Below are 23,696 nucleotides of genomic sequence, written 5' to 3'. Positions count from 1 at the left end.
AGGGTTTATACCGCGTCCCGAGCAGCCCCTGCTCGCCGGCAAAACATGCGTGTTTCTCCTTCATTCCTAGGCACTTAGATGGACGCTTGCGCTCCGCCAGGCGCCAGCACTTTTCCAGGGGAGAAATACGGCCGTTCGCCTGACTACCAAACGTCACCGCGAAATAGCGGTCGTATTGCTCCCCGCGACTCACCCGACTCAGCCTTGGTGAATATATTCGAGTTCTGAGTTGCTGCGGTTGCCCGGAAAGAGAGCCGGGGCACATAACTTTGCTGCCAACTTCTTCATTGGGCCCAGCAATTGGTTCTGCTCGACTTGCTTTCACCATCTGTCCCTCTCTGCGGCGTACTGTCCGTTACAGGCCATGCCCCGCAAAAATAGAAGGTGATTCTTCCTGACCGTCCAGAAGATTGGGATTGACAATGGGTTGAAAAGACCCTGCTTGGCTCAAGTGAGCCGAAGGATTACTTTCGCAAATTTGTATTTGTCCGCTGAGGGTTAGACGCGGATCACGGCCGTCTATGGACACGAATTGTTCTCCTGTGAATCCTACAAGACGCAAGGGGGCCTTCGGGTCTGCAAAGGCAGACGTGACGCGACGCAACGCCCAACGCGTTCCAGGGAACCTTGTAGGATCCTACAACTGCCACCCGATTCCGATTTGTGCTGATTTCCCCGCGGTCCAACAACGACGGAGAAATTCATGCAGATTCTCGCGATCTCAAAGCCGCGAAATATCGAAGAAGCCCAACTTCTCCGCAGCCATCACGAACTGCGCGCCCGCGTCTTTTCCGATCGTTTGGGCTGGGAAGTCAATGTCGTCGGAGGCTGTGAGTCAGATACTTTCGACGATCTTCAACCGACCTACATCCTAGCCGTATCGAGCAACGATCGAGTGGTTGGATGTGCTCGCCTACTGCCTGCGCTCGGCCCCACGATGGTGGCCAACGTTTTCCCCTCGCTCCTTTCTGCCGGTCACCTCAACGCTCATTCCTCTATGGTCGAGAGCTCGCGCTTTTGCGTGGACACCTTCCTTGCTGAGAGCAGGGGAGACGGCTCCATTCATGAGGCGACGCTCACAATGTTCGCGGGGATCATCGAATGGTCGGTGGCTAACCGCTACACCGAAATCGTCACGGTGACGGATCTTCGGTTCGAACGGATCCTCGCCCGCGTCGGTTGGCCGCTTCAGCGCATTGGCGAGCCAAGGCCGATCGGAGCGACCGTGGCCGTGGCGGGCACTCTGCCGGCAAAGGCAGACACATTCATGAGGCTCCGCCCCGCCAACTACCGCTCTCAAATCATCAGCACTTTTGGCCAATCAGCGTAAGGAGAAATCAGTGGAACAGCTTCGCTCTCATCCTCGCCTCGTCCGCAAGCTTCAGGAGGCGCTTGGCGACCAGCTCTGCGTTGCTTTGGACGATAGCAACGTAGTAGAGATAATGCTGAATCCCGATGGTAAGCTGTTCATAGAACGGCTCGGGCACGGCGTCGCGCCCGCTGGCGAGATGTCGTCGGCTGCGGCGGAAATGGTGATTGGGACGGTTGCTCATGCCCTCCAATCCGAAGTGGACACCGAACAACCCATCATTTCCGGTGAGCTTCCGATAGGCGGACATCGTTTCGAGGGTCTATTGCCGCCAGTGGTCGCGAAGCCCTCCTTCACAATCCGTCGTCGGGCATCTCGCCTGATCCCACTCGACGACTATGTCCGCTCCGGTGTGATGACCGAGGCCCAGGCTGCGACGATCCGCAGCGCCATTGACTCACGCCTCAACATCATCATTTCCGGTGGAACTGCCTCCGGCAAAACGACGCTCGCAAATGCAGTAATCCATGAGATCGTGAGGAGCGCGCCGGAAGACCGGCTCGTCATCCTCGAAGACACCGCCGAAATCCAGTGTGCGGCCGACAACGCCGTTCTTCTTCGTACCAGCGATACGGTTGACATGGCGCGGCTGCTCAAGAGCACGATGCGCCTGCGTCCCGACCGAATAGTCGTCGGCGAGGTGCGCGATGGTGCTGCCCTCACCTTGCTCAAGGCATGGAACACCGGACATCCAGGCGGCGTGGCAACAATCCACTCGAACACGGCGACTTCCGCGCTCCGGCGCCTGGAGCAGCTGACGGCCGAAGCAAGCCAACAGCCGATGCACGAGGTGATCGGGGAGGTTGTCGACCTCATCGTTTCCATCGAGCGTACGCCGCGAGGCCGGCGTGTGCGCGACATCATCCAGGTCGAGCGCTTCGCCAACGGCCGATACGAGATCGAATCTGACCAACTCACCGAAGAACGGGAGGAGCGGCATGTCGCGTAAGAATGAATTTATCTCCATCGCGCTTCTTGCTTCGCCACTCATTTTGGCGTCGGTAGCACCGGCACTGGCCAGTTCAGGCGGCAGTCTGCCCTGGGAAGGACCGCTCGAGCAGATCCAGGAGTCCATCACGGGGCCAGTCGCGGGCTACATAGCACTTGCGGCAGTCGCGATCGCCGGCGGCATGCTGATTTTCGGCGGTGAGCTGAACGATTTCGCGCGGCGGCTGATGTATGTCGTGCTTGTTGCCGGCATCCTCCTCGGCGCCACGACCATTGTCGGCCTGTTCGGCGCGACCGGCGCTTCGATCGGCCTGACCAATGATCGCGCCACTTCGACGCGCCCGAGTGCAGAAGGGGAGGGGGCACATGGCTGAGGCGCTATCCGAACGTTACCGCAATCGCATTCACCGTGCGCTCTCCCGGCCGAACCTCCTGATGGGCGCGGACCGGGAACTGGTTTTGATCACCGGGCTTGCCGCGGTCATCCTGATCTTTGTGGTGCTGACTGTCTACTCGGCGCTCTTCGGGGTTGTCGTGTGGATCGTGATCGTCGGCTTGCTCCGCATGATGGCGAAGTCCGATCCGCTGATGCGGCAGGTCTATGTCCGGCACATTTCCTACAAACCCTACTACAAGGCGACCACCTCTCCGTGGCGGCGGTATTGAGGAGGCTGATATGGTCGCGCTCAAACGGTTTCGGGCAACCGGCCCATCCTTCGCGGATCTCGTCCCCTATGCCGGCCTGGTCGACAACGGCGTGCTTCTGTTGAAAGACGGAAGCCTGATGGCCGGCTGGTATTTTGCCGGGCCGGACTCCGACAGCGCCACAGACTTCGAACGCAACGAACTATCGCGCCAGATCAACGCAATCCTGTCGCGGCTCGGAACCGGCTGGATGATTCAAGTCGAAGCCGCCCGTATCCCGACGTACGATTATCCCTCGGAAGACCGCTGCCATTTCCCCGATGCTGTGACGCGCGCAATTGACGCTGAGCGACGGGCGCATTTCGCGCGCGAGCGAGGACATTTTGAAAGCAAGCATGCGCTGATCCTGACCTATCGGCCGTCGGAGGCCAAAAAGACAGCCGCTCAGCAAATACATCTACTCGGACGGGGAGAGCCGTAGGAAGACCTATGCGGACACTGTGCTCTTCATCTTCAAGAACGCCATCCGCGAGATCGAGCAGTATTTCGCCAACACCCTTTCGATCCGGCGCATGGAAACGCGCGAGGCCGCCGAGAGGGGAGGGGAGCGTGTCGCCCGCTATGATGAACTGCTGCAATTTATCCGATTCTGCATCACCGGCGAAAACCATCCGATCCGATTGCCAGCTGCTCCCATGTATCTTGACTGGATCGCGACCGCCGAACTCGAGCATGGTCTGACGCCGAAGGTCGAGAACCGGTTCCTCGGTGTCGTGGCGATCGACGGGCTCCCCGCCGAGAGCTGGCCGGGCATCCTCAACAGCCTCGACCTTATGCCTTTGACGTATCGCTGGTCGTCGCGCTTCATCTTCCTTGATGCGGAAGAGGCGCGTCAGAAGCTCGAACGCACGCGCAAGAAGTGGCAGCAGAAGGTCCGGCCGTTCTTCGACCAGCTATTTCAGACGCAAAGCCGGTCGGTCGACCGGGACGCCATGACAATGGTGGCCGAAACCGAGGATGCCATCGCGCAAGCGTCTTCGCAGCTTGTCGCCTATGGCTATTACACACCCGTGATCATTCTCTTCGACAGTGATCGCGAAGCGCTGCAGGAAAAAGCCGAGGCTATCCGCCGGCTGATCCAGGCCGAAGGATTTGGGGCGAGGATCGAAACACTCAACGCGACCGAGGCCTATCTCGGGAGCTTGCCCGGCAACTGGTATTGCAATATCCGCGAACCGCTGATCAACACCAGCAATCTCGCCGATCTCATTCCCCTGAACTCCGTGTGGTCGGGAAGCCCGGTCGCACCTTGCCCTTTCTATCCTCCCAATTCTCCGTCGCTGATGCAGGTTGCAAGCGGTTCGACACCGTTCCGGCTGAACCTGCATGTCGACGACGTCGGCCACACACTGATCTTTGGTCCGACGGGATCCGGCAAATCCACGCTGCTGGCGCTGATCGCGGCACAGTTCCGACGCTATGATCGTTCCCAGATCTTCGCCTTTGACAAAGGAAGCGCGCTCCTACCGCTAACGCTGGCTGCCGGGGGCGATCATTACGAGATCGGCGGCGACAATGCGGAAGGGCGTAAGGCACTGGCCTTTTGTCCGCTGTCGGATCTCGAAAGTGACGCCGATCGGGCTTGGGCCGCGGAGTGGATCGAGATGCTGGTCGCTCTGCAGGGTGTCACTATCACGCCCGATCATCGCAATGCCATGTCCCGCCAGGTCACCCTAATGGCCAGCGCTCCCGGACGATCGCTCTCCGATTTCGTGAGCGGCGTGCAGATGCGCGAGATCAAGGACGCCCTGCATCACTATACAGTCGACGGGCCCATGGGTCAGCTTCTCGACGCCGAGCACGACGGACTATCGCTCGGCGCCTTTCAGACCTTCGAGATCGAGCAACTCATGAACATGGGCGAGCGCAATCTCGTCCCCGTGCTCACCTATCTGTTCCGTCGCATTGAGAAACTGCTCGACGGCTCGCCGAGTGTGATCGTGCTGGACGAGGCTTGGTTGATGCTCGGCCACCCAGTATTCAGAGCCAAGATCCGCGAATGGCTGAAGGTGCTACGGAAAGCCAATTGCGCCGTCGTCCTCGCGACACAATCAATCTCCGACGCGGAGCGTTCCGGCATCATCGACGTGCTGAAGGAATCCTGCCCGACGAAGATCTGCCTTCCGAATGGAGCCGCTCGCGAACCCGGGACGCGCGAGTTCTACGAACGGATCGGCTTCAACGAGCGGCAGATCGAGATCATTTCGAACGCCACTCCGAAGCGCGAATACTATGTCGTCACCCCTGAAGGCCGGCGGCTTTTTGATATGGCGCTCGGTCCGGTGGCGCTTAGTTTCGTTGGCGCATCCGGCAAGGAAGATTTGAATCGCATCCGAACACTTCATTCCGAATACGACCGCGACTGGCCGGTCCACTGGCTTCAGATGAGAGGATTTCACGATGCCGCGTCGCTGTTCAATGTCGAATAATTTGCTCGCCGGTCTGGCGGTCGTCGCCGTAACGGTCGGCACAGGGGAGCCGGCCGATGCCGGCACCGCCACTGGCGTCGCAACCGAGTGGACGCAGGTTCTCAACAATGGGGAGCTGGTTGCCCTGGTGGGGAAGTCCAATGAGCAAATTCAGAACCAGCTCACCCAGATCAGCCAGTTCGCACAACAGATCGAGACGCAGCTGAACATCTATCAGAACCTGCTCCAGAACACGGCGACGCTTCCGTCTCATATGTGGGGGCAGGTCGAGCGTGATCTCAATCGGCTCCGCAGCATCGTCGATCAAGGTCAGAGCATCGCCTTTTCCATGGGCAACGCCGACCACGTACTGCAGCAGCGATTCCAGAGCTATGCAACCCTCAAGACCAACCTGCCAAGGAATGAGACATTCTCCTCGACTTATCAAGCCTGGTCGGACACCAACCGCGATACGATTGCCAGCACGCTGAATGCGGCGAGCCTCACGGCCGATCAGTTCGACAGCGAGGAAACGACAATGTCCTCGCTGCGCTCGATGTCAGAGACCGCTGACGGGCAGATGAAGGCTCTGCAGGTGGGCCACGAAATCGCGGCCCAACAGGTCGGGCAGATGCAGAAGCTCCGCGGCCTTGTCTCGCAGCAGATGACCATGATGGGAACCTGGCTCCAGACGGAGCAGACCGACAAGGACCTGGCGCAAGCACGGCGGGAAAAATTCTTCAACGCCGACGTCAAGAGCATTCCGGAAGGTCAGAAAATGGAGCCACGCTGGTGAGCCGCGCCGTTATCATTGCCTTAGTGATCCTCGTCGCTGCGGTTTCGACCACAGCGACAGCGCTGATCGTCAACTCCAGAGCCTCCAACCCATCCGCACCTGAGGAGCAACGCACCGCCAAAGAAAAATTCTTCGGCGCGGGGAAGGCGCTTCCGCCGATCAAGGATGGTCAGGAGATGGGTCCAAGATGGTGAAGATCAGTCTTGCACGTTCGTTGCTGATTGCAGGCTTGGCTTATGTCGCCTTCGAGGCACGCGCTTTCGCGCAGGAAGGTCTAGTCCTCACGGAGTTGGAGAACCACGTCTCGGCAGCCGCGAAAGGATGGGAAACCACCATCCTTGACGCGGCGAAATCGTTGTTTTGGATTTTGGCCACCATCGAGATCGGCATCGCGGCCGTCTGGCTGGCGCTCCAGGCGGCTTCGCTCGACAGCTGGTTTGCTGAGCTTGTCCGGCGGATCATGTTCGTCGGATTTTTTGCTTTCGTTCTGACGCAGGGCCCGACCTTCGCGCGCGCCGTGATCGATAGCCTGTTCCAGATCGGCGCTGGCGGCGGATCGGCATCCCCCGCTGAAATCTTCGACGCTGGCATTCGGGTCGCCTCACAAATGTCGCAGCAAGCCCAGTTCGGCGTCTTCGAGGACAATGCGCTCGCAATCGCTGCGGTGCTGGCGATGGGTGTCGTGGTCATCTGCTTTTCGCTGGTTGCAGCAATTTTCGTGTCGGTCATGGTCGAGATGTATGTCGGCCTGCTCGCTGGCATGATCATGCTTGGGCTTGGCGGTTCCTCTTTCACGAAAGACTTCGCTGTCCGATATCTTGTCTATGCCTTCGGCGTCGGCATGAAACTGATGGCGCTCGTGATGATAGCTAAGATTGGATCGCAGGTCCTCTTGGGCCTGGCGAATGCTCCAACCGCGTCTTCCGACCAATTTGTCACGACCCTGGCGATCGCCGGCATCTCCGTCGTGGTTTTCATCATCGCCATGTACGTGCCGAGCATCATCCAAGGTGTAGTGCAAGGCGCCTCGGTTTCCGGGGGGATGGAAACGATCCGTCACGGCGGCCAGGCGGCATCCTTCGCCGCCGGCGCTGGGTTCCTCGCGGGCGGCGCCGCGAGAACGGGTTTCACGGCCGGTCAGTCGGCACGAGCGGCGGGTTCATCCCTCGCCGGCGCGGCGCTTCGGGGTTTCGGCGCGGGGATCGGATCCGCCAGCAGTGCTGCTGGTTCTGCCGCCAAGGAAAAGGCGATCGGTTCACCCGGCGCCTATGCCGGATCAATCCTCGGCCTCGCCAACGCCAAGCTCGATGAGAGCCGGGGCGGTCATAGCGGGCACAAGCCACCTCCCGAACGCAAAGACTAACAGCAATCAGAAAGTGATAGACGATGGCAGCGAACCGCGCCCCCGAAAACCCCTATCTTGCCGCGCGGCAGGAATGGACGGAACGATACGGATCCTATGTGCGAGCCGCCGCGGCATGGCGCACAGTCGGCATTCTGGGCCTGGCCATGGCCGTGATCGGTTTCGGATATGCTATGTATCTCAGCACCGAGGTCAAGCTCGTGCCTTACATCGTCCAGGTCGACAAGCTTGGCACGTCGGTCACGACCGGTTTCCCCGAACAGATTGAATATGCGGATGTGCGGGTAGTGCGCGCCACGCTCGGCAATTTCGTGACCAGCTTCCGTTCGATCACGCCGGACGCCGCGGTGCAGAAACAATATATCGACCGCACCTACGTGCTCCTTCGGACCTCCGATCCGTCGACGGAGAAGATCAACGCCTGGTTCCGAGGCAATTCGCCATTCGAGAAGGCAAAAACCGCAACGGTCGCGATCGAAGTCAACAACATCGTGGCGCTCTCAAACCAGACCTATCAGATCGACTGGACCGAATACGAACGGGACCGCAAGGGCAAGGAGATCGGCACGCGCCGGTTCCGGGGCATCGCGACGGTGACACTCACCGCGCCGCAGGACGAGGCAACCATCCGCCTCAATCCAATCGGCCTTTATGTCAGGGATTTTGACTGGACAGCGCAGCTTTAAGGGCAGGGGAATTCTCAATGCACAGAACCGGATTGATCGCAGCCGCCGGCTGCCTGGCAACACTCGTCTTTGCGAGCGCCGCTGAAGCGCAGAGCATGACCACCAATGAGGTGAAGGGCACCAGTATTTCGAGGAAATGGCGCGGCACGGCCGGGTTGGTGACGACTGGTCCCGACGGCAAGGTCATCTTCCTGTTCGGCGAGACGCAGCCGTCGGTCGTCTGCTCGCCCTTGCAGGTCTGCGATATCGAGTTGCAGGGCGGCGAAATCGTGCGTGACGTTCTCGTTGGCGATAGCGTGCGCTGGAAGGTCGAACCGGCGACCTCGGGTGCCACCGGCGGGCAGGCGATCCACCTGATCGTCAAGCCGTCGGAGCCAGGCCTTGTCACCTCGATGGTGGTCACGACGTCGCGCCGCACCTATCACATCCAGCTGAAATCCCATCCGAGCCAGTATATGGCGCGCGTCGGTTTCGAGTATCCGGAGGACGTTTCGACGAAGCTTGCTGACATCAATTCAAGGCTCGAGACCGGCGGCATTCCAGGAACGGCACCCGACAAGCTGAACTTCTCCTACTCGGTCAGCGGGAGCGCGCCGTGGAAGCCGAAACGGGTCTATTCGGACGGCGCAAAAACCTACGTCCAATTCTCGAAATCGATCTCCGGACAGGACGCGCCGGTGCTTTTCGTCGTCAGCGGCGGCCAAAACCGCATCGTCAACTACCGCATGAACAATGACATGATGATCGTGGACTACGCGGTCGACAAGGCGATCCTCGTCTCCGGCGTCGGCTGGCGGCAGCAGAAGATCACTATTCGGCGGGGAGGCTGAACGATGCGGAAGCTTCTGATCTCCTTTGTTACGGTGGCTATTCTTTCCGGCTGCCAAACGGCCGAGGACGGGCTGACGACCAGTTCCACGCCAACCACCGTCACCGGGCCCGCGGCGAGCGCGATTGCCGGCGATATGGCAAGCCGGCTCGCCGAGCAGATCGGCCCGTCTGCGACGATGACCATCAAGATCGAAAAAGACTCGTCGGATTTCGCGAGCGCGCTCGAGGCGGCGCTGAAAGGCTGGGGCTATACGGTCGTGACTGATGGCAAGGTCGGCAGGGTCGGCAAGGACGTGAAACTGGTCGAGCTCGGCTATTCGATCGACGGTGTTGACGGTCAGGTGCTCGCGCGACTTTCGACGCCCTCTATCGCGCTTGGCCGGGCCTACACGGCAACGGCAGCGGGTGCTGTGCCGGCAAGTCCGCTTTCCATCATGCAGCGCAACTGACGGAGACAGATATGGTCCAGTCTCTGCGGCTTGGTGCCGCCAACGAGGCCGAAGATCAGAACGGCATGCGCCGTCTCAATCGCCTGCCGATCATCGTCGCCATCGTCATCGTTGCGCTGTTCGTCGGCTTCGTCGTCATCGGACTGGCATGGCGCGGTCTTCCGTTCAACCGCAACAATGATATCCACAGCGCATCGAATACCCCGGCAACGAATTTCGGCGACCAGCTCAAGCGCGGCGTCACCGACGGTATCATCGGCGAGCCGGTGAAACGGGAAGCGTTTCAGCCGACGCCCACCATGAAACAGAAGGTCGACAAGGAACCGACTGTCGTCGACCGGCCTACGGAACCGGAAGAGCGACGCCCGCGGCTCGAAACCGAGGAAGAATGGAAGGCGCGCCTGATGCGCGAGCAGGACGAACAAATTATCCGCGAGGCCCAGCGGCAGCGGATGGCCCGGCTGCAGGCACGAGCAACGGCTTTGGACTCGCCGTTGAAGGTGGATATTTCCGAAGGCGAGAAAGCACCCAAGAACTCCACGGACACGGGTCAAAATCCCACGGCGACAGAAAACAATGCCTCGGACCTCTACCCCGCCGCCATGAAATCGGGGATCATGGGCGAGAACCTCGATCCGAACGCCCAGGCGTCGAAGGAGGATTTCTTCAACCAGGACATCAAGGATGATGGCTACCTCCCAAATCGGGTCGTGCCGCAGATGTCGGTCTATGAGTTGAAGCGCGGCTCGGTCATTCCCGCCACCTTGATCACCGGCCTCAATTCCGACCTCCCGGGTCGCATCACAGCGCAGGTCAGCCAGAATGTCTATGACAGCGCCACCGGCTACCGGTTGCTTATCCCGCAGGGCGCCAAACTGTTCGGGCGCTATGACTCAAAGGTCTCGTTTGGCCAGGAGCGCGTTCTCGTCGTCTGGACCGATCTCATTTTCCCAAATGGATCGACCCTGCAGATTGGCGGTATGGCTGGCACGGACGCCGAGGGCTATGGTGGCTTCAAGGACAGGGTCGACCGGCATCTCTGGCGCACTTGGAGTTCGGCAGCGCTGATCGCGCTGATTGGGACCGGAATCGACATGTCGATGCCCGAGAGCTCGACGCTGGCGACACAGGATACTGCCTCAGACGCCGTACGCCGAAACTTCGCTGAATCGTTCGGCCGGGTGGCTGAGCAGACCATATCGAAGAACCTGAACGTCCAGCCAACAATCCGCATCCGACCCGGCTATAAGTTCAATGTCCTCGTTGACCAGGACATCATCTTTCCGTCCGCCTATCGTGACAATTAGCGGCGCAGGGCCCACAGATCTGATCTCCGTATCTGCCGCTGGTTGGCGCGCGGTGTGGCGCTACAATCACTGCAGCGCAAAACCTTTCCTCACTTGTACTATTTCTAGGCCGACGTGGCTTGAAAGCTGCATCTCCACAGGTAGTGCTAATGTACACGGTCCGAGGGAATACTCCGCATGCTCTATTAACCTGCGGTTGCCGCAAAAAGTAATTGTGTGCGTAAATCGCAGTCATGACCCGATTGCCCAAACGGCCGCTCGTTTCGCAAAGGACGAGCTCGGCGGTCAAGAAGATAGGAGAGATGTCCGTGAACGGAAACCTTCGCTCGCTCATCGATATGCTGGAAGCCGCGCAAGATGGGCACATGATCAAGATTGCTCTTAGAAGCTTCGCGCATTCCTGCGGGTATGACAGGTTCGCCTACCTGCAAAAAGACGGCACCCAGGTTAGGACGTTCCATTCCTATCCCGGACCATGGGAAAGCATCTACCTCGGTAGCGACTATTTCAACATCGATCCCGTGCTGGCGGAAGCAAAGCGCCGGCGGGACGTTTTTTTCTGGACCGCCGACGCTTGGCCTGCCCGAGGATCGTCTCCTCTTCGGCGGTTTCGTGACGAGGCAATCAGCCACGGCATTCGCTGCGGCGTCACCATTCCCGTGGAGGGAAGCTACGGATCCGCGATGATGCTGACCTTCGCATCGCCGGAAAGGAAAGTGGACATTTCGGGCGTGCTCGATCCCAAAAAGGCAGTTCAATTGCTGATGATGGTGCACTACCAATTGAAGATCATTGCGGCGAAAACGGTGCTTAATCCCAAGCAAATGCTGTCGCCGCGCGAGATGCTTTGCCTGGTGTGGGCTTCGAAGGGAAAAACTGCGTCCGTAACCGCCAACCTCACTGGAATCAATGCCAGAACCGTGCAGCACTATCTCGATAAAGCACGTGCAAAGCTTGACGCGGAATCAGTGCCGCAACTTGTTGCAATTGCCAAGGATCGCGGCCTGGTCTGAGTTCTAGTTGTCATCGTCGAAAGGCACGTCGGGCACAAAGCCAAGCGCGTCCAGAATGTCCGATAGCTCCTCCTGTTGGGCCTCCGACCTCTTCTGGCGTGCAACGTACTCATCCTGGAGCGTCTGGAGGACCGGACCGGAAATCGACGGATCGTCGCTTGCGCGCAACCACTCCTCGTAAACGGCCTGATCGGCCCAGAGGAGCCGGCGGTGTTCGCGAATCGCGGAAACTGCCAGTGCCTCAAGCTCTGACTTGGTCATGACACTGTAGCGCGCTTCTTTCTCCTTGTTTTCGTCGTTCACCTCGGATGAGCCCATATCGTTCATCCGCTTCTCCCTGATTTGATTTCCTCACTGCCCAGCACCCAAGGTCGGCATTGTATCGGTCTAGCCGCTACAGCCAAATTCTCTGGGCTGAGGCAAGGCAGTTGAATCTAAACTCGACATTTAAACAACTGCTTCGAGCCGACGGGCGTTCCGAGCCGCCGCGTTTACATACTTTAGTTGATAAACTTATGGTGTGTAAACGACGATCTTTCAGCGCATGGATATGCGCAAGCTGGTCGGCTCTAATTTCGCCCGCCTGCGTCGGGAGAAGGGCCTGACACAGGAAGAGGTCGAAGCTCGTTCCGGTTTCAGCCAACAATATCTGAGCAGCCTTGAGCGCGGGCGACGCAACCCTACCGTGATTACTCTTTATGAGCTGGCTCAAGCCTTGGGTGTAAGTCACGTCGAGTTGGTTACCCCGACTGATGAGACTCCGTTTGGCACGCGATGAGGCGAATAATCCTACTGCAGGGTAAAATCGAGCGTATGCGCCGCTTACATCCCATTGATTTCGCGTGTTTGTGAACATTGTGATTCTGCCAGAAGGTTTTCGGCAAGAGCTGGAGATTTGGGATGGCGGATGGTGATGGTTGCAAGGCGTCCCATGCGAAGAGCCGTTTTGATGCGGCTGTTCTCACGCAGGGTCAGTTCCTCCGATAGAAGGATGTCGATTGCTTCCAGGGCTGAGAGTTCGCCATGCTCGAGGCGGCGGACCACGTGGTCGAGCGCCTCGAGAGCACGCGGCATCTTGAGGCCGACGAGATCGTGACGGATGCGTTCGATCATCGACGGCATAGCATCAAGGGCGGCGCTCATCGGCGGGTCTCCCGAGCCATAGCCGTTGCAACAGCGTCATGACCATGCCGTCACGCGAGATTCGCCGCTCCAGCTTCAGGACCGATCGGAACAGGGCCAGGGGAAGTGGCCATAGATGAGATCGCTCTTCGGCGAAAGCCTCATTGACGACGCGCAAGGTCGTGGCATGCACCCTGGGATTGGCGACGGTATCCAGCCAATGGCGCAGCTGCGCGTTCAGGTCATCAAGGTTGCGGAACGAGCGAGCCAGGAAGAAGTCTTCGCGTATGTAGCGGAATGGCCTCTCGACCTTGGCTTTCTTTCAAGTCCAGGACTGCAGTTCGTACTGACACTCAAGCGCGTATAGAATTCGAGGTCACGCACCCGTTCCATCGGTGGCGCGGCCAGCGCTTCGTGTTGTCGACACGCAAGCAGAGCTGGGGCGAGGACCGCGTCAACGATACCTGCAGGGTCTGCGCAGGTTGATCTGCTGCGCGCACTGATGGGTGGCTATAGGAGCTGATGGGTAACTGTGAGTCCTAAGACTGCAAGTTGATATATAAGTCCATATAAGTCAGCGTTTTGATACGGTTTTGTATATCGACATTGCATTGCTCTCTAACTCCCTATATATTATCCTGTATGGTTCGCATCCTGCGATACAGGATAATGATATGGCATATAAAACGGAGCATATAACGCAGCAGCTGCGCGCTGCGCGCGAAGCGCAGAAAATGAGCCAGCGCGAGCTGAGCGCACGATCGGGCCTGACGCAAAGCCATATTTCTCAGATAGAACGGGGCACCATGGAGCCCGGACTTGGCAGCCTAGTGGATGTGGCGCGCGCGCTCGACCTCGAGATAGTCCTTGCCCCGAAAAAACTGATGCCAGCAATCCGCAATATCCTCGATAGTGCATCGGCATCGAGTGATGTCCTGACATCCGACCAGCGCAAACTGGTGGGGCGCCTTGAGCGGTGGTTTGCGCAGCACAGGGGCGGGTTCGGTAGTGCTTCCGAGGCAGATACATTCAAAGATAGCCTCGCGCTCTTACGGCATCTTCCTCTGTCGGCCGAGGAGATGGACACATTCAACGAGGCGACTGCACGCCTCGACCGGTCGCAGGCTGATCCTCCATCCCGTCAGGAACTGAGCAGGATCGCACATGCCGTAAGACACCTACGCAACGCCGCGGTGCACCGCGACCGTGACGACGCGGTCCCTCGCTCGGCCTATGCGCTGGATGAGGAAGACGATAATGCCTAAGGTCACGGTACTCGATGTCAGGCTGTATGGGGAACCGGTTTCGACCCTGACGAATCTGCAGGACGGGCGCACCATCTTCGCGTTCAACGAGGCTTATATCGAAGACGAAAAGCGGCCGACGCTTAGCCTGTCCCTGAAAGACCCGTTCGGGGCGCTCATTACGAAGTTCAGGCCGTACAACATGGTGGTCCCGCCCTTCTTCTCGAACCTACTGCCAGAAGGACCGCTGCGCAAATACCTCGCTGATCGTGCGGGTGTGAAGCCGTCGCGTGAATTCCTCCTGCTCTGGATGCTCGGCCGCGACCTGCCTGGGGCTGTGACGGTGCATCCCTCCGAAGGGGATGACGCGCCTCCGGATGACGAGCAGGCTATCGTCGAAGCGCGGCCGAACGCGCTACGCTTTTCGCTGGCAGGTGTGCAGCTGAAGTTCTCGGCCTTTAAGAACGACAAAAAGGGCGGCGGCTTGACCATTCCGGCCGAGGGCACGGGTGGCTCGTGGATCGTGAAGCTGCCGTCTCAGCAATATAGCGGCGTGCCCGAGAATGAGTTCGCGATGATGACCATCGCCCGCATGATGGGTATGGACGTGCCTGAGCTCCAGCTGGTTGATCTCGACGCCGTAAGCGGCCTGCCGCAGGGGGTGGGTGAACTGCACGGGCAGGCGCTGGCGATCAAGCGTTTTGACCGCACGCCGGAGGGAGCGGTGCATATCGAGGACTTTGCGCAAGTCTTCGGCGTCTTTCCCGACCACAAATACGATAAGGGCAATTACCGGATGATCGGCCGCGTGCTGGGGATCGAAACCAGCACGGCCGACGTGGCGGAATTCATCCGGCGTCTAGTCTTCAGCACGCTAATCGGCAATGGCGACATGCACCTGAAGAACTGGTCGCTCATCTATCCTGATCGCCGCACCCCTGCGCTCTCGCCAGCGTATGACTTGTTGTCGACTATCCCTTATATCGAGGGGGAAGATACGGCGGCGCTCAATTTCTCCCGCACAAAAAAGATGGCGGCGCTGTCCAAGGACGAGCTGGCGCATCTGGCTGCGAAAGCGGAGCTTTCCGAAAAGCTGGTGATCGACACGGCGCGCGAGACGGTTGAACGTTTTAGGGCGGTATGGGAGGCGGAAAAGAAAAATCTGCCGATGGCCGCCAAGGTCGCCGACACGATCGATACGCACGCACCGACGGTCGAGCTGTATCGTGAGTTCGCGAAGTAGTGCCTTGCGGCTCGGCATTCAAATTATCGAGCCTTGCTGTATATTCAAGGCGTTAGCCCATCCAAAGCATGGCCGTTGGTTCGAATCCCATCAAGACCCACAAGGCGGAAATGGCACATCGGCCGCATAAGTCCAAAAACTCCGGCCGACGAAGTCCAGGTCGAGTAGCCAGCCTCTTTCCTGCGACATGACGCTGACATCTTGAAGGCCCACCAGATGAAAGTCGCTCCGAAAACCGGGGCGTCCGGTTACAGTTCTTTGGACCCGACGACGGAGGTCATGATGCGGGGATCCTTTAACGACCTGGTCTATGCGCAAAATGGCCGCACTCTCGTGAAGGAAATCTGTTCCGTGAGCAAGCGATCGTCTTCGTGGAGCGAAAGCGACTCGACGCGGAGGATCTCGTCGCCCGCATCACTTGGCAGGCGTTAAGCAAATGCCTTGTTGGAGAGATGTATGTGAATGCGGCGCGCGAGACGTTTTTCCGCACGGCGAAAAACAAGGGCCTCCTTGCCGAACCGGAGATGTCATTGAGCTCAGTTGGCCGGTTGGCTAAGTGACTGAGCTTCCGCTTCCAGGAACGCGGACGGCACGTGCCTTGGAGCGGGCTCATCCACGCCTGGTCGATCAAGATCGTTTACGACAGCACTGGAGCGGCGGCTTCGTTGCCTTTGACGGTGTGCAAGCCGACCAAGGTCAATGTGGCAAGTGGATGAATCAGCCATTTGGAGCCGAAGGTAATAGCCGCACCGTTGCCTTGTGTTCGAGATGATTGAGGACAGACATCAGGGCAAGGGCCATGCCCACAACAACGACGCCGATCGCCGCGCCGAGCGGCCAATCGAATGAGACGCCCATCAAGTTGATGACCACGCCGGCGATCATGACGCCCTCGGCACCGCCGACCAATGTAGCAGCAATAAAATCACCGAAGCCGAGAGAGAAGGTAATGGTCGCACCAGTGATGATACCCGGAATGGAGATCGGCAGAACGATTGAAAAATTTCCCAATCGGTCGCACCCGCCTCCTTGCCCGCCTCGATCAGTTCAGGAACCGGTTCATGTAGATGACCGAGAGCAGCGAGCTTGCGACCCCACCTAGCGGCGTGCCACGCGTGCTGCTTTTGCCGCCGCTCATGCGCCGGTTCCCGTCACCGTCCCGCTCTTCGACCGGCGCCTTACCGACCGATCCCGAATGGTCGGGATGCCGAGCGGGCGCTCACCGCCCCCCGGCTTCGGGATCATCACCCGTCGCACCAGCTGTGGCCGGTAGCTCTTCGAGACGAGTTCCTCCCGCAGGCCCGCCAGCCACCCTTCCACGCCCTCCGCCTCGATTTGCGCGAAGGTCACCCCGTCCACGCCCGGCGAACCCGCATTGGCGCGGGCCAACCCATAGGCATGGCGCAGCATGTCCTCACGGCAGATCTGGTCGTAGAGCACGTAGAAGCGGAAAGCGGGCTCCGCCTTCGCCTTGCGATACAGCTTCCTCTGCAGGTTCCTGATCTTTCGGGTGTTTCGAGGGTCATCGCCAATCACCCCCTCCTCACCAACATCGAAAGCACATCAGAAGTCAGGGCCCTTCCCTCCACCGGCATTACCCGGCTTCAGCGGTATTATGGCCCTGTCCGACTCCCGTTCGCACCGCCGCCCTTGGCTGCGTTGGGTCTCCCCCGTTACCCGCATCACCCTTCCAACGTGCCGTGCCCAATACCCGGGTGGATCGAACGGGTGCCCATGTCGATTGCTTCCCCGTTCACGCGGCCTTCCCCGAATCTCAGGCACGTCGGCATCCACATCATCACTTTCGAGGCCTGCTCAGGCTTTACTCGCATTACGGCCCATCGGATCGCTCAACCGCCCAAGGTGGCCTTTGTCACGAGGCTTCGACCCGGCTAGTTACCCAACCGAACCGGTCGCTAGCTACCCCTATCGACAACTATCTGGGTGGAACCTTCCTCCACTGGTGATACGCGCCATCGGGGCGCACTGAGAGATTCGGGTTAGGCCTCACGTTCCCCCGATGCGGGAAAGATCGATCCGCATTGCTGCCGATCCAACGCTGTCGTTTCCCTCAGGCCATTCAGAGGCCGAGTCTTGAGTATGACTATCGCGGTCATCCGACCGCAACACTTCTTCCGTCGCAACGCTGCCACCCGGATCAGGAGCCTGAAACACGCTCACGCCTTCGAACTCACCCGTCTTCCATGCGTAGACAGCATCCTCGAATATTTGAGGGATGACGTCGTCGCTCTCGGGATTGCCATACGACTTGGCAACGATCCTAAGAACCTTGGCAAACATCGAGGTTCCCTTGCGAAGGTTTTCGCAGGCGTCGACGAGGTCCGGCTGAAGGTCTGCTGCGTTCTTCACGCCGACGCCCACTGGAAACTGTGTCAGGCCGACGCGAACCACCGCCTGACCCACATATTGCCTCACGATTGCCATCGCCTCGCCGGCGGAAGTCGCTTTCGGCACGAGGATCAATCGTCCACCCGATTCAACTGAAACGGCGAGCGGGTCCGTCGAGCCGGCGGCTGCGACGAACTGCTCGACGATCGCGGGCTTGAGAGAAGGATCGGCGCATTCTTTGATTAGGGCAGCGTCGAGCATGACGTCTCCTCGGGCTTCAGGTGTTGAAGGAAAGAACAAGCGGTTTCGCGAACAGCTTTGCCCAAGCGATCGCGTTGACTCGCTGAATCGCGACGATGGATGTCCCTTTGGTCCACCATCCGTTTCCGACTGCGACGATCAGGTCCGGCTCGTAGAGCATCGATTGCAAAGTGGGCCAGACGACGAGCTGCTCGTAACAAATCAGGGGAGCGACCCGGCTATTGCCTACGGTCACGACAGGGTTGGCAAAGAAGTGCGCCCGGGCGCCGTCGCTCTCACCGAGCCACGATCCCCATGGCTGCCACATGGAGCCCGGGACCGGCATTCGCTCGCGATAGAGGACCCTGCCGCCATCGGCCGAGAGGGTGACCAACACATTGTCGTATCCGGTCGCGTCGATCGCCGCCGCGCCGGAGATGACGGAGATCTCCGTGCCCTGCAGAGCCTTGACCCAGAGCCGTTCGAAGGTCGGTGTCCAGAAGCCCAAGGCGCTTTCGGGCAGAACTACATTCCGGACGCCACCAGATGCGCGGTCCTTCACCGTGGCAATCAGATCACGGTGACGCTGAATGCTGGTGTTCCGGCCGAGCGTTGACCCCAGTTTGAGATCGACGCCCTGCCAGCTCGCAGGTAATTTCGACTCGGTCCAGTTTGCGGCGGACCAAAGCCAAAAGCCTGTGAAGGCGATTGCGACAGCCGGCCACATGCGGGTTACGAGGCCCATGAGGCCGGCTGTCGTCGCGACCAGTCCCCACCATCCCCATCCCGGAAAGAGAATTCCCGCGGCCGTGACAGGATGCGCCCAGCCGGTGATGCCCATTGGCGGCACAGCCATAAGGACAGCCGCCAGGAGATAGCGAAACGGTCGACAATCCGAACGCTTCGTCCAGAGCACCGTATGCACGACAACAAAGCTCCCCGAGGCGCACAGCCACAGCAGCAAGCCCGGCCACAGATCGGAGGTATAGAACGCCGCGACGCCTTGCGGCAGCCCGCGTGACGCCGCCAGGAAGTATCCAGCGGAAACGAGTGCCGCTACCCTCCGCGTGCGCGCGCGCGACCAAAGAATTGGGAATGCCAGTGCGACCGGAAGAAGGAGGGCATAACCGCTCCACCCGACCGTTCCGACTACAATTGAAGCGATGGTCAGCAGTCTCGGCTGGAGGTGATCACGGCGCATAGGTCAGGACTTCTTGCGCCAGGCCGAGAATGCCGGCGGCCGGGATCGGACCGAAATAACGGGAGTCATAGGAGCCCGAGAACGGCGAGTGCAGGAACACGTAATCGGTCGGCACGATTCCGCCCGAGAACGGCTTCATCGGCCGTCCCTGTCCGTCGCGCAGAGCAAGAGCGGACGAGGGGACAGGATGCCCGTCGACGTTGACGCTGACCCCCACCTCGACCCGTTGCCCTGCAACTGCGATGACCGACTTGATGAGCGGCGCGATGCCGCCCGGGCATAGGCCGGCGCGCAGATAACCACGCATTCGCGCCTCCCGCATGGCCGAGGTTCGAGGCGGACAAATGAAGACGAGATCGCCGACGGCGGATGGGCGATCGATCTTGACGATACGCCAGAGACCGAGAGGTTCACTCGGCGTGAGATTGATCCGGTAGCCGCCGAACCAGGCGGCCGAGATCGTGCCGACCGCCGCCATTGTCATCGTGGCTAACCCGAGGAGGAGCGGCTTACCGCGTCGCCTCCTCGAGGTCAATTCAACGAGAGGAATGTTCATTTCAGCGACAGCCCCTGGCTCTTCGTCTGCCGCAGCGTCTCGGCCTGCTTTAGGGCTTCGATCGTTCGCTCATGGGCATTGAGTTGCTGCACCGTACGCATCGTGTTCCAGGCCGATTGGACCTCCGCCTTCGGGCCTGGGTTCATTCCAGCTGTGATCGTCTTGAACGTTTCTCCGTTCGTGTCCTTGGCGGCCAGTGGCAGGAAGGCGCGCTCCCCGAAGCGCTCGGTGACCGCCCTGGCAAAGCCTTCCAATTCGGCCTTGACTTGTCTGTCGGCGAGAGCAAACTCCAACGCCGCGGGTAGGTCATTGCGGTCGATAGCATCACGCACGCGCTCCAGCGTCTGCCTGGCGCCCGGAGACAGCGCCGGAATCTCGATCGCCACCTTGCGGCGGACTGCCAGTTCATCGGCCTGATAGCACTGTTCGGCCCGGCTGCGCTGGCGCATGTAATCGCTGAGGCTCTGGGCCAGAGCCGGTACATTTCGTTCGGCCCGCTCGCGGTCCTGCTTGTCGGCACGGCTTGCGAGCAAGCCGGTTTTTCCTTTCAGCGAACCGTAGGATTCCGGCTGATTGGCCATGTTCGATAGCGCGGACTTCGCGACGGTCTCGTCCTTCAGCATCGCGTCGACATTGACCGCCTTGAAGGCGACTTCCGGCTGGGTATAGACGAGATGGAAGCGGGTCGAGACATCCTCCCATTGCTTCTTCAAACCGGGATCGACTTCGAGTCTGTCAGCGACTGCCTGCTCCATCGATTTCGGGAAAGTCGCGATACCGGCAACCATGGGCCTGGTCTCCTTGAGGTTTTGCGAGTTGGTTGTTTTGGCGCCCACGGCGAGACCGAACCTCGCGCCGATGGCGACGAGCCGCTGAGTCAGATCGGCCAGTTTCTGTTTCTGCCGGACGGTCCACTCGAGCCGGTCGCGGGCAATCGTGCGGGCGACATTGACGAGGTGCATGCCGCGGGCTTCGGCGAAGCGCAGCGCCTGCCGGTAGAAGGTTGCCTTCTCGTAATCGAGCGTGGTTTCCTTCGAATTCTTCTGCGACAGGATCTGGATGAGGCCACCGGACTTCGCAAAGGATCGGGCGCCGTAATAGACCCCGAGATCCTCGCGATGGCGGGTCATCGCGACATAGGTCAGATGCCGATCGAGGGAGAGCGAAGCCAGCACCTTCACCCGGTCGACGGTGGCCCCCTGGCTCTTATGGATGGTCGTGGCATAACCGTGATCAAGATTGTTGTAGAAGCGGCTCTCGACCATGACCTGACGCCGATGCTCGACTTCGCCGATCTCCGCGACGATGCGGTTCTGAGCGGCCTCGACGACCTTGCCGCGCATGCCGTTCTTGACGCCGAGCGCGCCCTCGTTTTTCAGGAAGACGATCTGGTCGCCAGGTGCGAAGCGGCGATTTCCATCCTCCGCCTTGAATGAGAAACCAGCATCGACAATGCCACGCTCGACGAGCTTGGCGCGCGCCATCTGGTTGAGCATGCGCACATCGCGCCGAAGGTGCGCGAGGATCAATGTCGTCTTCGTCGGATCGTAATCCCGGTCCCAGTCCGCGATCAGATTCTGAACAGCTTCAGCCTTGAGCTCGGAGCGCATCATCCTGCCATTTGCACGATAGGTATCGACTACCTTGCCGACATTGCCACGTGCGAGGTCGAGCGACGCATCGCACATCCACTGTTCGCGCTGGCGATAGATGGTCTCCAGTTCGGCATAACCGATCCGATCGGCAATGGCGCGGAAAGCTGCACCCGCTTCGATCGGCTGCAGCTGTTCCGGATCGCCGACCAGGACGAGCTTGGCGCCGGCCTTCGTCGCCGTTTCGACGAACAGCGCCATCTGCCGCGATGACACCATGCCGGCTTCGTCCAGCACGAAGATCGTCTTGTCGTCGAGCTGCTTTCGGCCTTCGTTCCAGCGCAGCTCCCAGGACGACAACGTGCGAGACGCGATTCCCGCTTCCTTTTCCAAACCTTCGGCGGCCTTGCCCGCAAGCGCACCACCGACGACACGATAGCCGGCCGCCTCCCATGCTTCGCGCGCAGCCTTCATCATCGTCGTCTTGCCGGCGCCGGCGCGGCCAATGACGGCGGCGATCCGCTCGGCTCCGGCCACGTGCTCGATCGCCGTCTTCTGTTCGTCCGACAGACGGGAATGGCGACTGAACGCCGCCTCTAGCACTTCCTTCCGAACGCCATGCGAGGATCGCCTCGAGAGCCAGATCGCTCGGGATCCCATCTCCGCTTCGAGCCGGATCAGCTCGCGCGTCGTGTATTTTGCTGGCGCCCGGATGCCGGTCGCAAACGCAATCCGCTCGCGTTCGAGACGGAGCGTTTTGGGGCTCTGGAGAATGCGGGCCATCAGGCTATGGAAGACCCCGGGGTCGTCGATATAGCGATGCAGGATCTTCGCCACATCACGCTCGTCGAAGACGCTCTTCTCCCGGGTGATCAGGTCGAGGACGATTTCCGGGCGGCGCTGGATGCGTCGAGCATTCTCGGCGCGTTTCTCCTCCTGCAGCTCCAGCCGCTCAAGCGAAACGGCCTGGTCATCGGTCGTCGCTTTCCGCTCGATCGCCTTGGTGCCTACCCCGAGATGAATGGTCGGGGTAAGCTCGATGCCCTGCTTCTCGAACGAACGGCCATCGATGCGAATGTCGAGACCGGCAAGTGCGAGATGCCGGTTCTGGCAGGCAAACCAGCCGTCGCGAAACGCATTGAAGTCGTCCAGGCTTCCGGCCCACAGTTCATAGACGATCTTGCCGGCATCGTTGCGGAGCGAATTGCCGTCCGGCCCAACAACCGCAAGTTTCTTGGCCCCGAACCCATCAGCAGTCAGCGGCCTCAACGTCGTCATCAGATGGACATGCGGGTTGCCCGGTGCATCGTGATAGACCCAGTCCGCCACCATCCCCTTGGCGGTGACATGCCGCTCGACGAAGTCACGCACCAGCACGATGTTCTGCTCGGTTGTCAACTCGATCGGCAACGCGATCGTGACATCCTTGGCGAGTTGCGCGTCGGAGCGCTTTTCGAAATCCTCGACCTTGTTCCAGAAGGCTTCCGAGGCGCTGGCGACCGAGCGATCGGCGATCATCGACCGCAACCACTCGGGTGATTCGGCTGGAATGACGAACTCTTCGTGAAGAAGACCCTGCTTGGCGCGATAGTCGATCGTCCGGGCTTCCCGCTCATAGTCCATCCTGGCGCAGTGCCGATAGGCCGCCGACAGCACGGCGCTGCGGCCGGAGCCGCGGGCGACGACGCTGACGGAGAAATGAGGAACGGCCACGGCAGAGTCTTCCCGATTGCACACGAAATCAATGGGTTCGTCGGGAGCGGTGGCCCCGCCAGGGCCGCAAAACAGGATGTCGCGACAGCGACGTATAATTGCGCCCTTGGAAGCCGCTCCTTCGGAACGGCCGGGATCATTCACCAAAGCATCGCCCTTGGCGATTGTAGGATTCACAGTAGTGCGTTCCGCACTCCGCTCCGAAAAACTGGCTTCGAAAGACAAGCTTTCTCAGCCACGGAGACGGACGGAATGAAGAAACCTGCCTCGAAAATTCGCGACGAAATCGCCAAGCTTCAGGAACAGCTCAGACAAGCGGAAACCCGCGAAGCCGAGCGAATTGGCCGGATTGCGCTGAAGGCAGGACTTGGCGGAATCGAGGTGGAGGAAGCCGAGCTTCAGGCAGCCTTCGAAAGCCTGGCAAAACGCTTTCGCGGAGGCCAAGGGGGAGCGAACGGGGCTTCGAGCGGAGGGAAAAAGCCAGATGGGAATGCCACGGCCGGCGCATCGGCCGCGGCGGTCGGGTCTGGCGCGGCTCAGGGCGGCAATGGCGAGGCTTGA

The 23,696-nt window shown here is 59.9% G+C and carries 23 protein-coding genes and 4 pseudogenes; 18 read left to right on the top strand and 9 right to left on the bottom strand.

Annotation, left to right across the window (positions count from 1 at the left end; translation table 11 throughout):
- Positions 1-703: 703 nt before the first annotated feature.
- From NGR_RS32215 to NGR_RS32155, 13 genes and pseudogenes are all read left to right on the top strand, one after another.
- Complete coding sequence (locus NGR_RS32215; protein WP_010875432.1) at positions 704-1,330, top strand: acyl-homoserine-lactone synthase; 627 nt, start codon at positions 704-706, stop codon at positions 1,328-1,330.
- 10 nt (positions 1,331-1,340) lie between these two features.
- Positions 1,341-2,318: a P-type conjugative transfer ATPase TrbB gene (gene trbB / locus NGR_RS32210; RefSeq protein ID WP_010875431.1), complete on the top strand. Its 978-nt coding sequence runs from the start codon at positions 1,341-1,343 to the stop codon at positions 2,316-2,318.
- Positions 2,308-2,691: a TrbC/VirB2 family protein gene (locus NGR_RS32205; RefSeq protein ID WP_010875430.1), complete on the top strand. Its 384-nt coding sequence runs from the start codon at positions 2,308-2,310 to the stop codon at positions 2,689-2,691. The genes trbB and NGR_RS32205 overlap by 11 nt, the downstream gene beginning before the upstream one ends.
- Complete coding sequence (locus NGR_RS32200) at positions 2,684-2,983, top strand: conjugal transfer protein TrbD (protein WP_010875429.1); 300 nt, start codon at positions 2,684-2,686, stop codon at positions 2,981-2,983. Before NGR_RS32205 ends, NGR_RS32200 begins: the two co-directional genes overlap by 8 nt.
- 10 nt (positions 2,984-2,993) lie before the next feature.
- A pseudogene (locus tag NGR_RS32195) lies at positions 2,994-5,451 on the top strand (conjugal transfer protein TrbE).
- Positions 5,423-6,226 (top strand): P-type conjugative transfer protein TrbJ, encoded by an 804-nt coding sequence (gene trbJ / locus NGR_RS32190; RefSeq protein WP_010875426.1) that lies wholly within the window; start codon positions 5,423-5,425, stop codon positions 6,224-6,226. Before NGR_RS32195 ends, trbJ begins: the two are co-directional and overlap by 29 nt.
- Positions 6,223-6,420, top strand: a complete 198-nt coding sequence (gene trbK, locus NGR_RS32185) for an entry exclusion protein TrbK (protein WP_010875425.1) — start codon at positions 6,223-6,225, stop codon at positions 6,418-6,420. The genes trbJ and trbK overlap by 4 nt, the downstream gene beginning before the upstream one ends.
- Positions 6,414-7,589, top strand: a complete 1,176-nt coding sequence (gene trbL, locus NGR_RS32180; protein ID WP_010875424.1) for a P-type conjugative transfer protein TrbL — start codon at positions 6,414-6,416, stop codon at positions 7,587-7,589. The genes trbK and trbL overlap by 7 nt, the downstream gene beginning before the upstream one ends.
- Positions 7,590-7,612: 23 nt before the next feature.
- Complete coding sequence (locus tag NGR_RS32175) at positions 7,613-8,275, top strand: conjugal transfer protein TrbF (RefSeq protein ID WP_010875423.1); 663 nt, start codon at positions 7,613-7,615, stop codon at positions 8,273-8,275.
- 17 nt (positions 8,276-8,292) lie between these two features.
- Positions 8,293-9,105 (top strand): P-type conjugative transfer protein TrbG, encoded by an 813-nt coding sequence (trbG, locus tag NGR_RS32170; RefSeq protein WP_010875422.1) that lies wholly within the window; start codon positions 8,293-8,295, stop codon positions 9,103-9,105.
- A gap of 3 nt (positions 9,106-9,108) precedes the next feature.
- Positions 9,109-9,555: a conjugal transfer protein TrbH gene (trbH, locus tag NGR_RS32165; protein WP_010875421.1), complete on the top strand. Its 447-nt coding sequence runs from the start codon at positions 9,109-9,111 to the stop codon at positions 9,553-9,555.
- Between the two features lie 11 nt (positions 9,556-9,566).
- Entirely contained in the window at positions 9,567-10,862 is a 1,296-nt protein-coding gene (gene trbI / locus NGR_RS32160) for an IncP-type conjugal transfer protein TrbI (protein WP_010875420.1), read from the top strand.
- A 302-nt stretch (positions 10,863-11,164) separates the two neighbouring features.
- Positions 11,165-11,875: an autoinducer binding domain-containing protein gene (locus NGR_RS32155; protein WP_010875419.1), complete on the top strand. Its 711-nt coding sequence runs from the start codon at positions 11,165-11,167 to the stop codon at positions 11,873-11,875.
- A gap of 3 nt (positions 11,876-11,878) precedes the next feature.
- Here the strand turns inward: NGR_RS32155 and NGR_RS32150 are convergent, their stop codons facing one another.
- Positions 11,879-12,202 carry a transcriptional repressor TraM gene (locus tag NGR_RS32150; protein WP_010875418.1) on the bottom strand — a complete coding sequence of 108 codons (324 nt, stop codon included), beginning with the start codon at positions 12,200-12,202 and terminating at the stop codon, positions 11,879-11,881.
- A 217-nt stretch (positions 12,203-12,419) separates the two neighbouring features.
- Between NGR_RS32150 and NGR_RS32145 the strand changes: the two genes are divergently transcribed.
- On the top strand, positions 12,420-12,653 hold the full coding sequence (locus tag NGR_RS32145; RefSeq protein ID WP_010875417.1) for a helix-turn-helix domain-containing protein: 234 nt from the start codon (positions 12,420-12,422) through the stop codon (positions 12,651-12,653).
- Positions 12,654-12,787: 134 nt separating this feature from the next.
- Here NGR_RS32145 and NGR_RS32140 read toward each other — a convergent pair.
- Positions 12,788-13,018, bottom strand: a pseudogene (locus NGR_RS32140) (AAA family ATPase); the annotation flags it as partial.
- Between the two features lie 40 nt (positions 13,019-13,058).
- Positions 13,059-13,316: pseudogene (locus NGR_RS32135) on the bottom strand (IS21 family transposase); the annotation flags it as partial.
- Between NGR_RS32135 and NGR_RS33630 the strand changes: the two are divergent.
- From NGR_RS33630 to NGR_RS32120, 3 genes are all read left to right on the top strand, one after another.
- The gene (locus NGR_RS33630; RefSeq protein ID WP_282096858.1) at positions 13,295-13,483 is read left to right on the top strand and encodes a DUF5372 family protein; all 189 of its coding nucleotides are present in this window, start codon (positions 13,295-13,297) and stop codon (positions 13,481-13,483) included. The pseudogene NGR_RS32135 and the gene NGR_RS33630 overlap by 22 nt on opposite strands.
- Before the next feature lie 188 nt (positions 13,484-13,671).
- Positions 13,672-14,262 carry a helix-turn-helix domain-containing protein gene (locus tag NGR_RS32125; RefSeq protein ID WP_010875416.1) on the top strand — a complete coding sequence of 197 codons (591 nt, stop codon included), beginning with the start codon at positions 13,672-13,674 and terminating at the stop codon, positions 14,260-14,262.
- Positions 14,255-15,484, top strand: coding sequence for a type II toxin-antitoxin system HipA family toxin (locus NGR_RS32120; protein ID WP_010875415.1), 1,230 nt, complete (start codon positions 14,255-14,257; stop codon positions 15,482-15,484). The genes NGR_RS32125 and NGR_RS32120 overlap by 8 nt, the downstream gene beginning before the upstream one ends.
- 717 nt (positions 15,485-16,201) lie before the next feature.
- On the opposite strand, the gene NGR_RS32115 is transcribed toward NGR_RS32120, so the two are convergent.
- From NGR_RS32115 to traA, 6 genes and pseudogenes are all read right to left on the bottom strand, one after another.
- Positions 16,202-16,495: a hypothetical protein gene (locus NGR_RS32115; protein ID WP_164924764.1), complete on the bottom strand. Its 294-nt coding sequence runs from the start codon at positions 16,493-16,495 to the stop codon at positions 16,202-16,204.
- 37 nt (positions 16,496-16,532) lie between these two features.
- Positions 16,533-17,010, bottom strand: a pseudogene (locus tag NGR_RS32110) (group II intron reverse transcriptase/maturase); the annotation flags it as partial.
- A gap of 481 nt (positions 17,011-17,491) precedes the next feature.
- Positions 17,492-18,094 carry a TraH family protein gene (locus tag NGR_RS32105; RefSeq protein ID WP_010875413.1) on the bottom strand — a complete coding sequence of 201 codons (603 nt, stop codon included), beginning with the start codon at positions 18,092-18,094 and terminating at the stop codon, positions 17,492-17,494.
- Positions 18,095-18,110: 16 nt separating this feature from the next.
- Positions 18,111-19,274, bottom strand: a complete 1,164-nt coding sequence (locus NGR_RS32100; protein ID WP_010875412.1) for a conjugal transfer protein TraB — start codon at positions 19,272-19,274, stop codon at positions 18,111-18,113.
- Entirely contained in the window at positions 19,264-19,830 is a 567-nt protein-coding gene (gene traF / locus NGR_RS32095; protein ID WP_010875411.1) for a conjugative transfer signal peptidase TraF, read from the bottom strand. Before traF ends, NGR_RS32100 begins: the two co-directional genes overlap by 11 nt.
- Positions 19,827-23,135 carry a Ti-type conjugative transfer relaxase TraA gene (gene traA, locus NGR_RS32090; protein WP_010875410.1) on the bottom strand — a complete coding sequence of 1,103 codons (3,309 nt, stop codon included), beginning with the start codon at positions 23,133-23,135 and terminating at the stop codon, positions 19,827-19,829. Before traA ends, traF begins: the two co-directional genes overlap by 4 nt.
- Before the next feature lie 252 nt (positions 23,136-23,387).
- Here traA and traC point away from each other — a divergent pair, with 252 nt between their 5' ends.
- On the top strand, positions 23,388-23,696 hold the full coding sequence (gene traC, locus NGR_RS32085) for a conjugal transfer protein TraC (protein WP_010875409.1): 309 nt from the start codon (positions 23,388-23,390) through the stop codon (positions 23,694-23,696).

The sequence above is a fragment of the Sinorhizobium fredii NGR234 genome (assembly GCF_000018545.1).
In the GTDB taxonomy this organism is placed as follows: domain Bacteria; phylum Pseudomonadota; class Alphaproteobacteria; order Rhizobiales; family Rhizobiaceae; genus Sinorhizobium; species Sinorhizobium fredii_A.
Note: the sequence above shows the minus strand (reverse complement) of the source record. Positions and strands in the feature narration are given on the sequence as shown.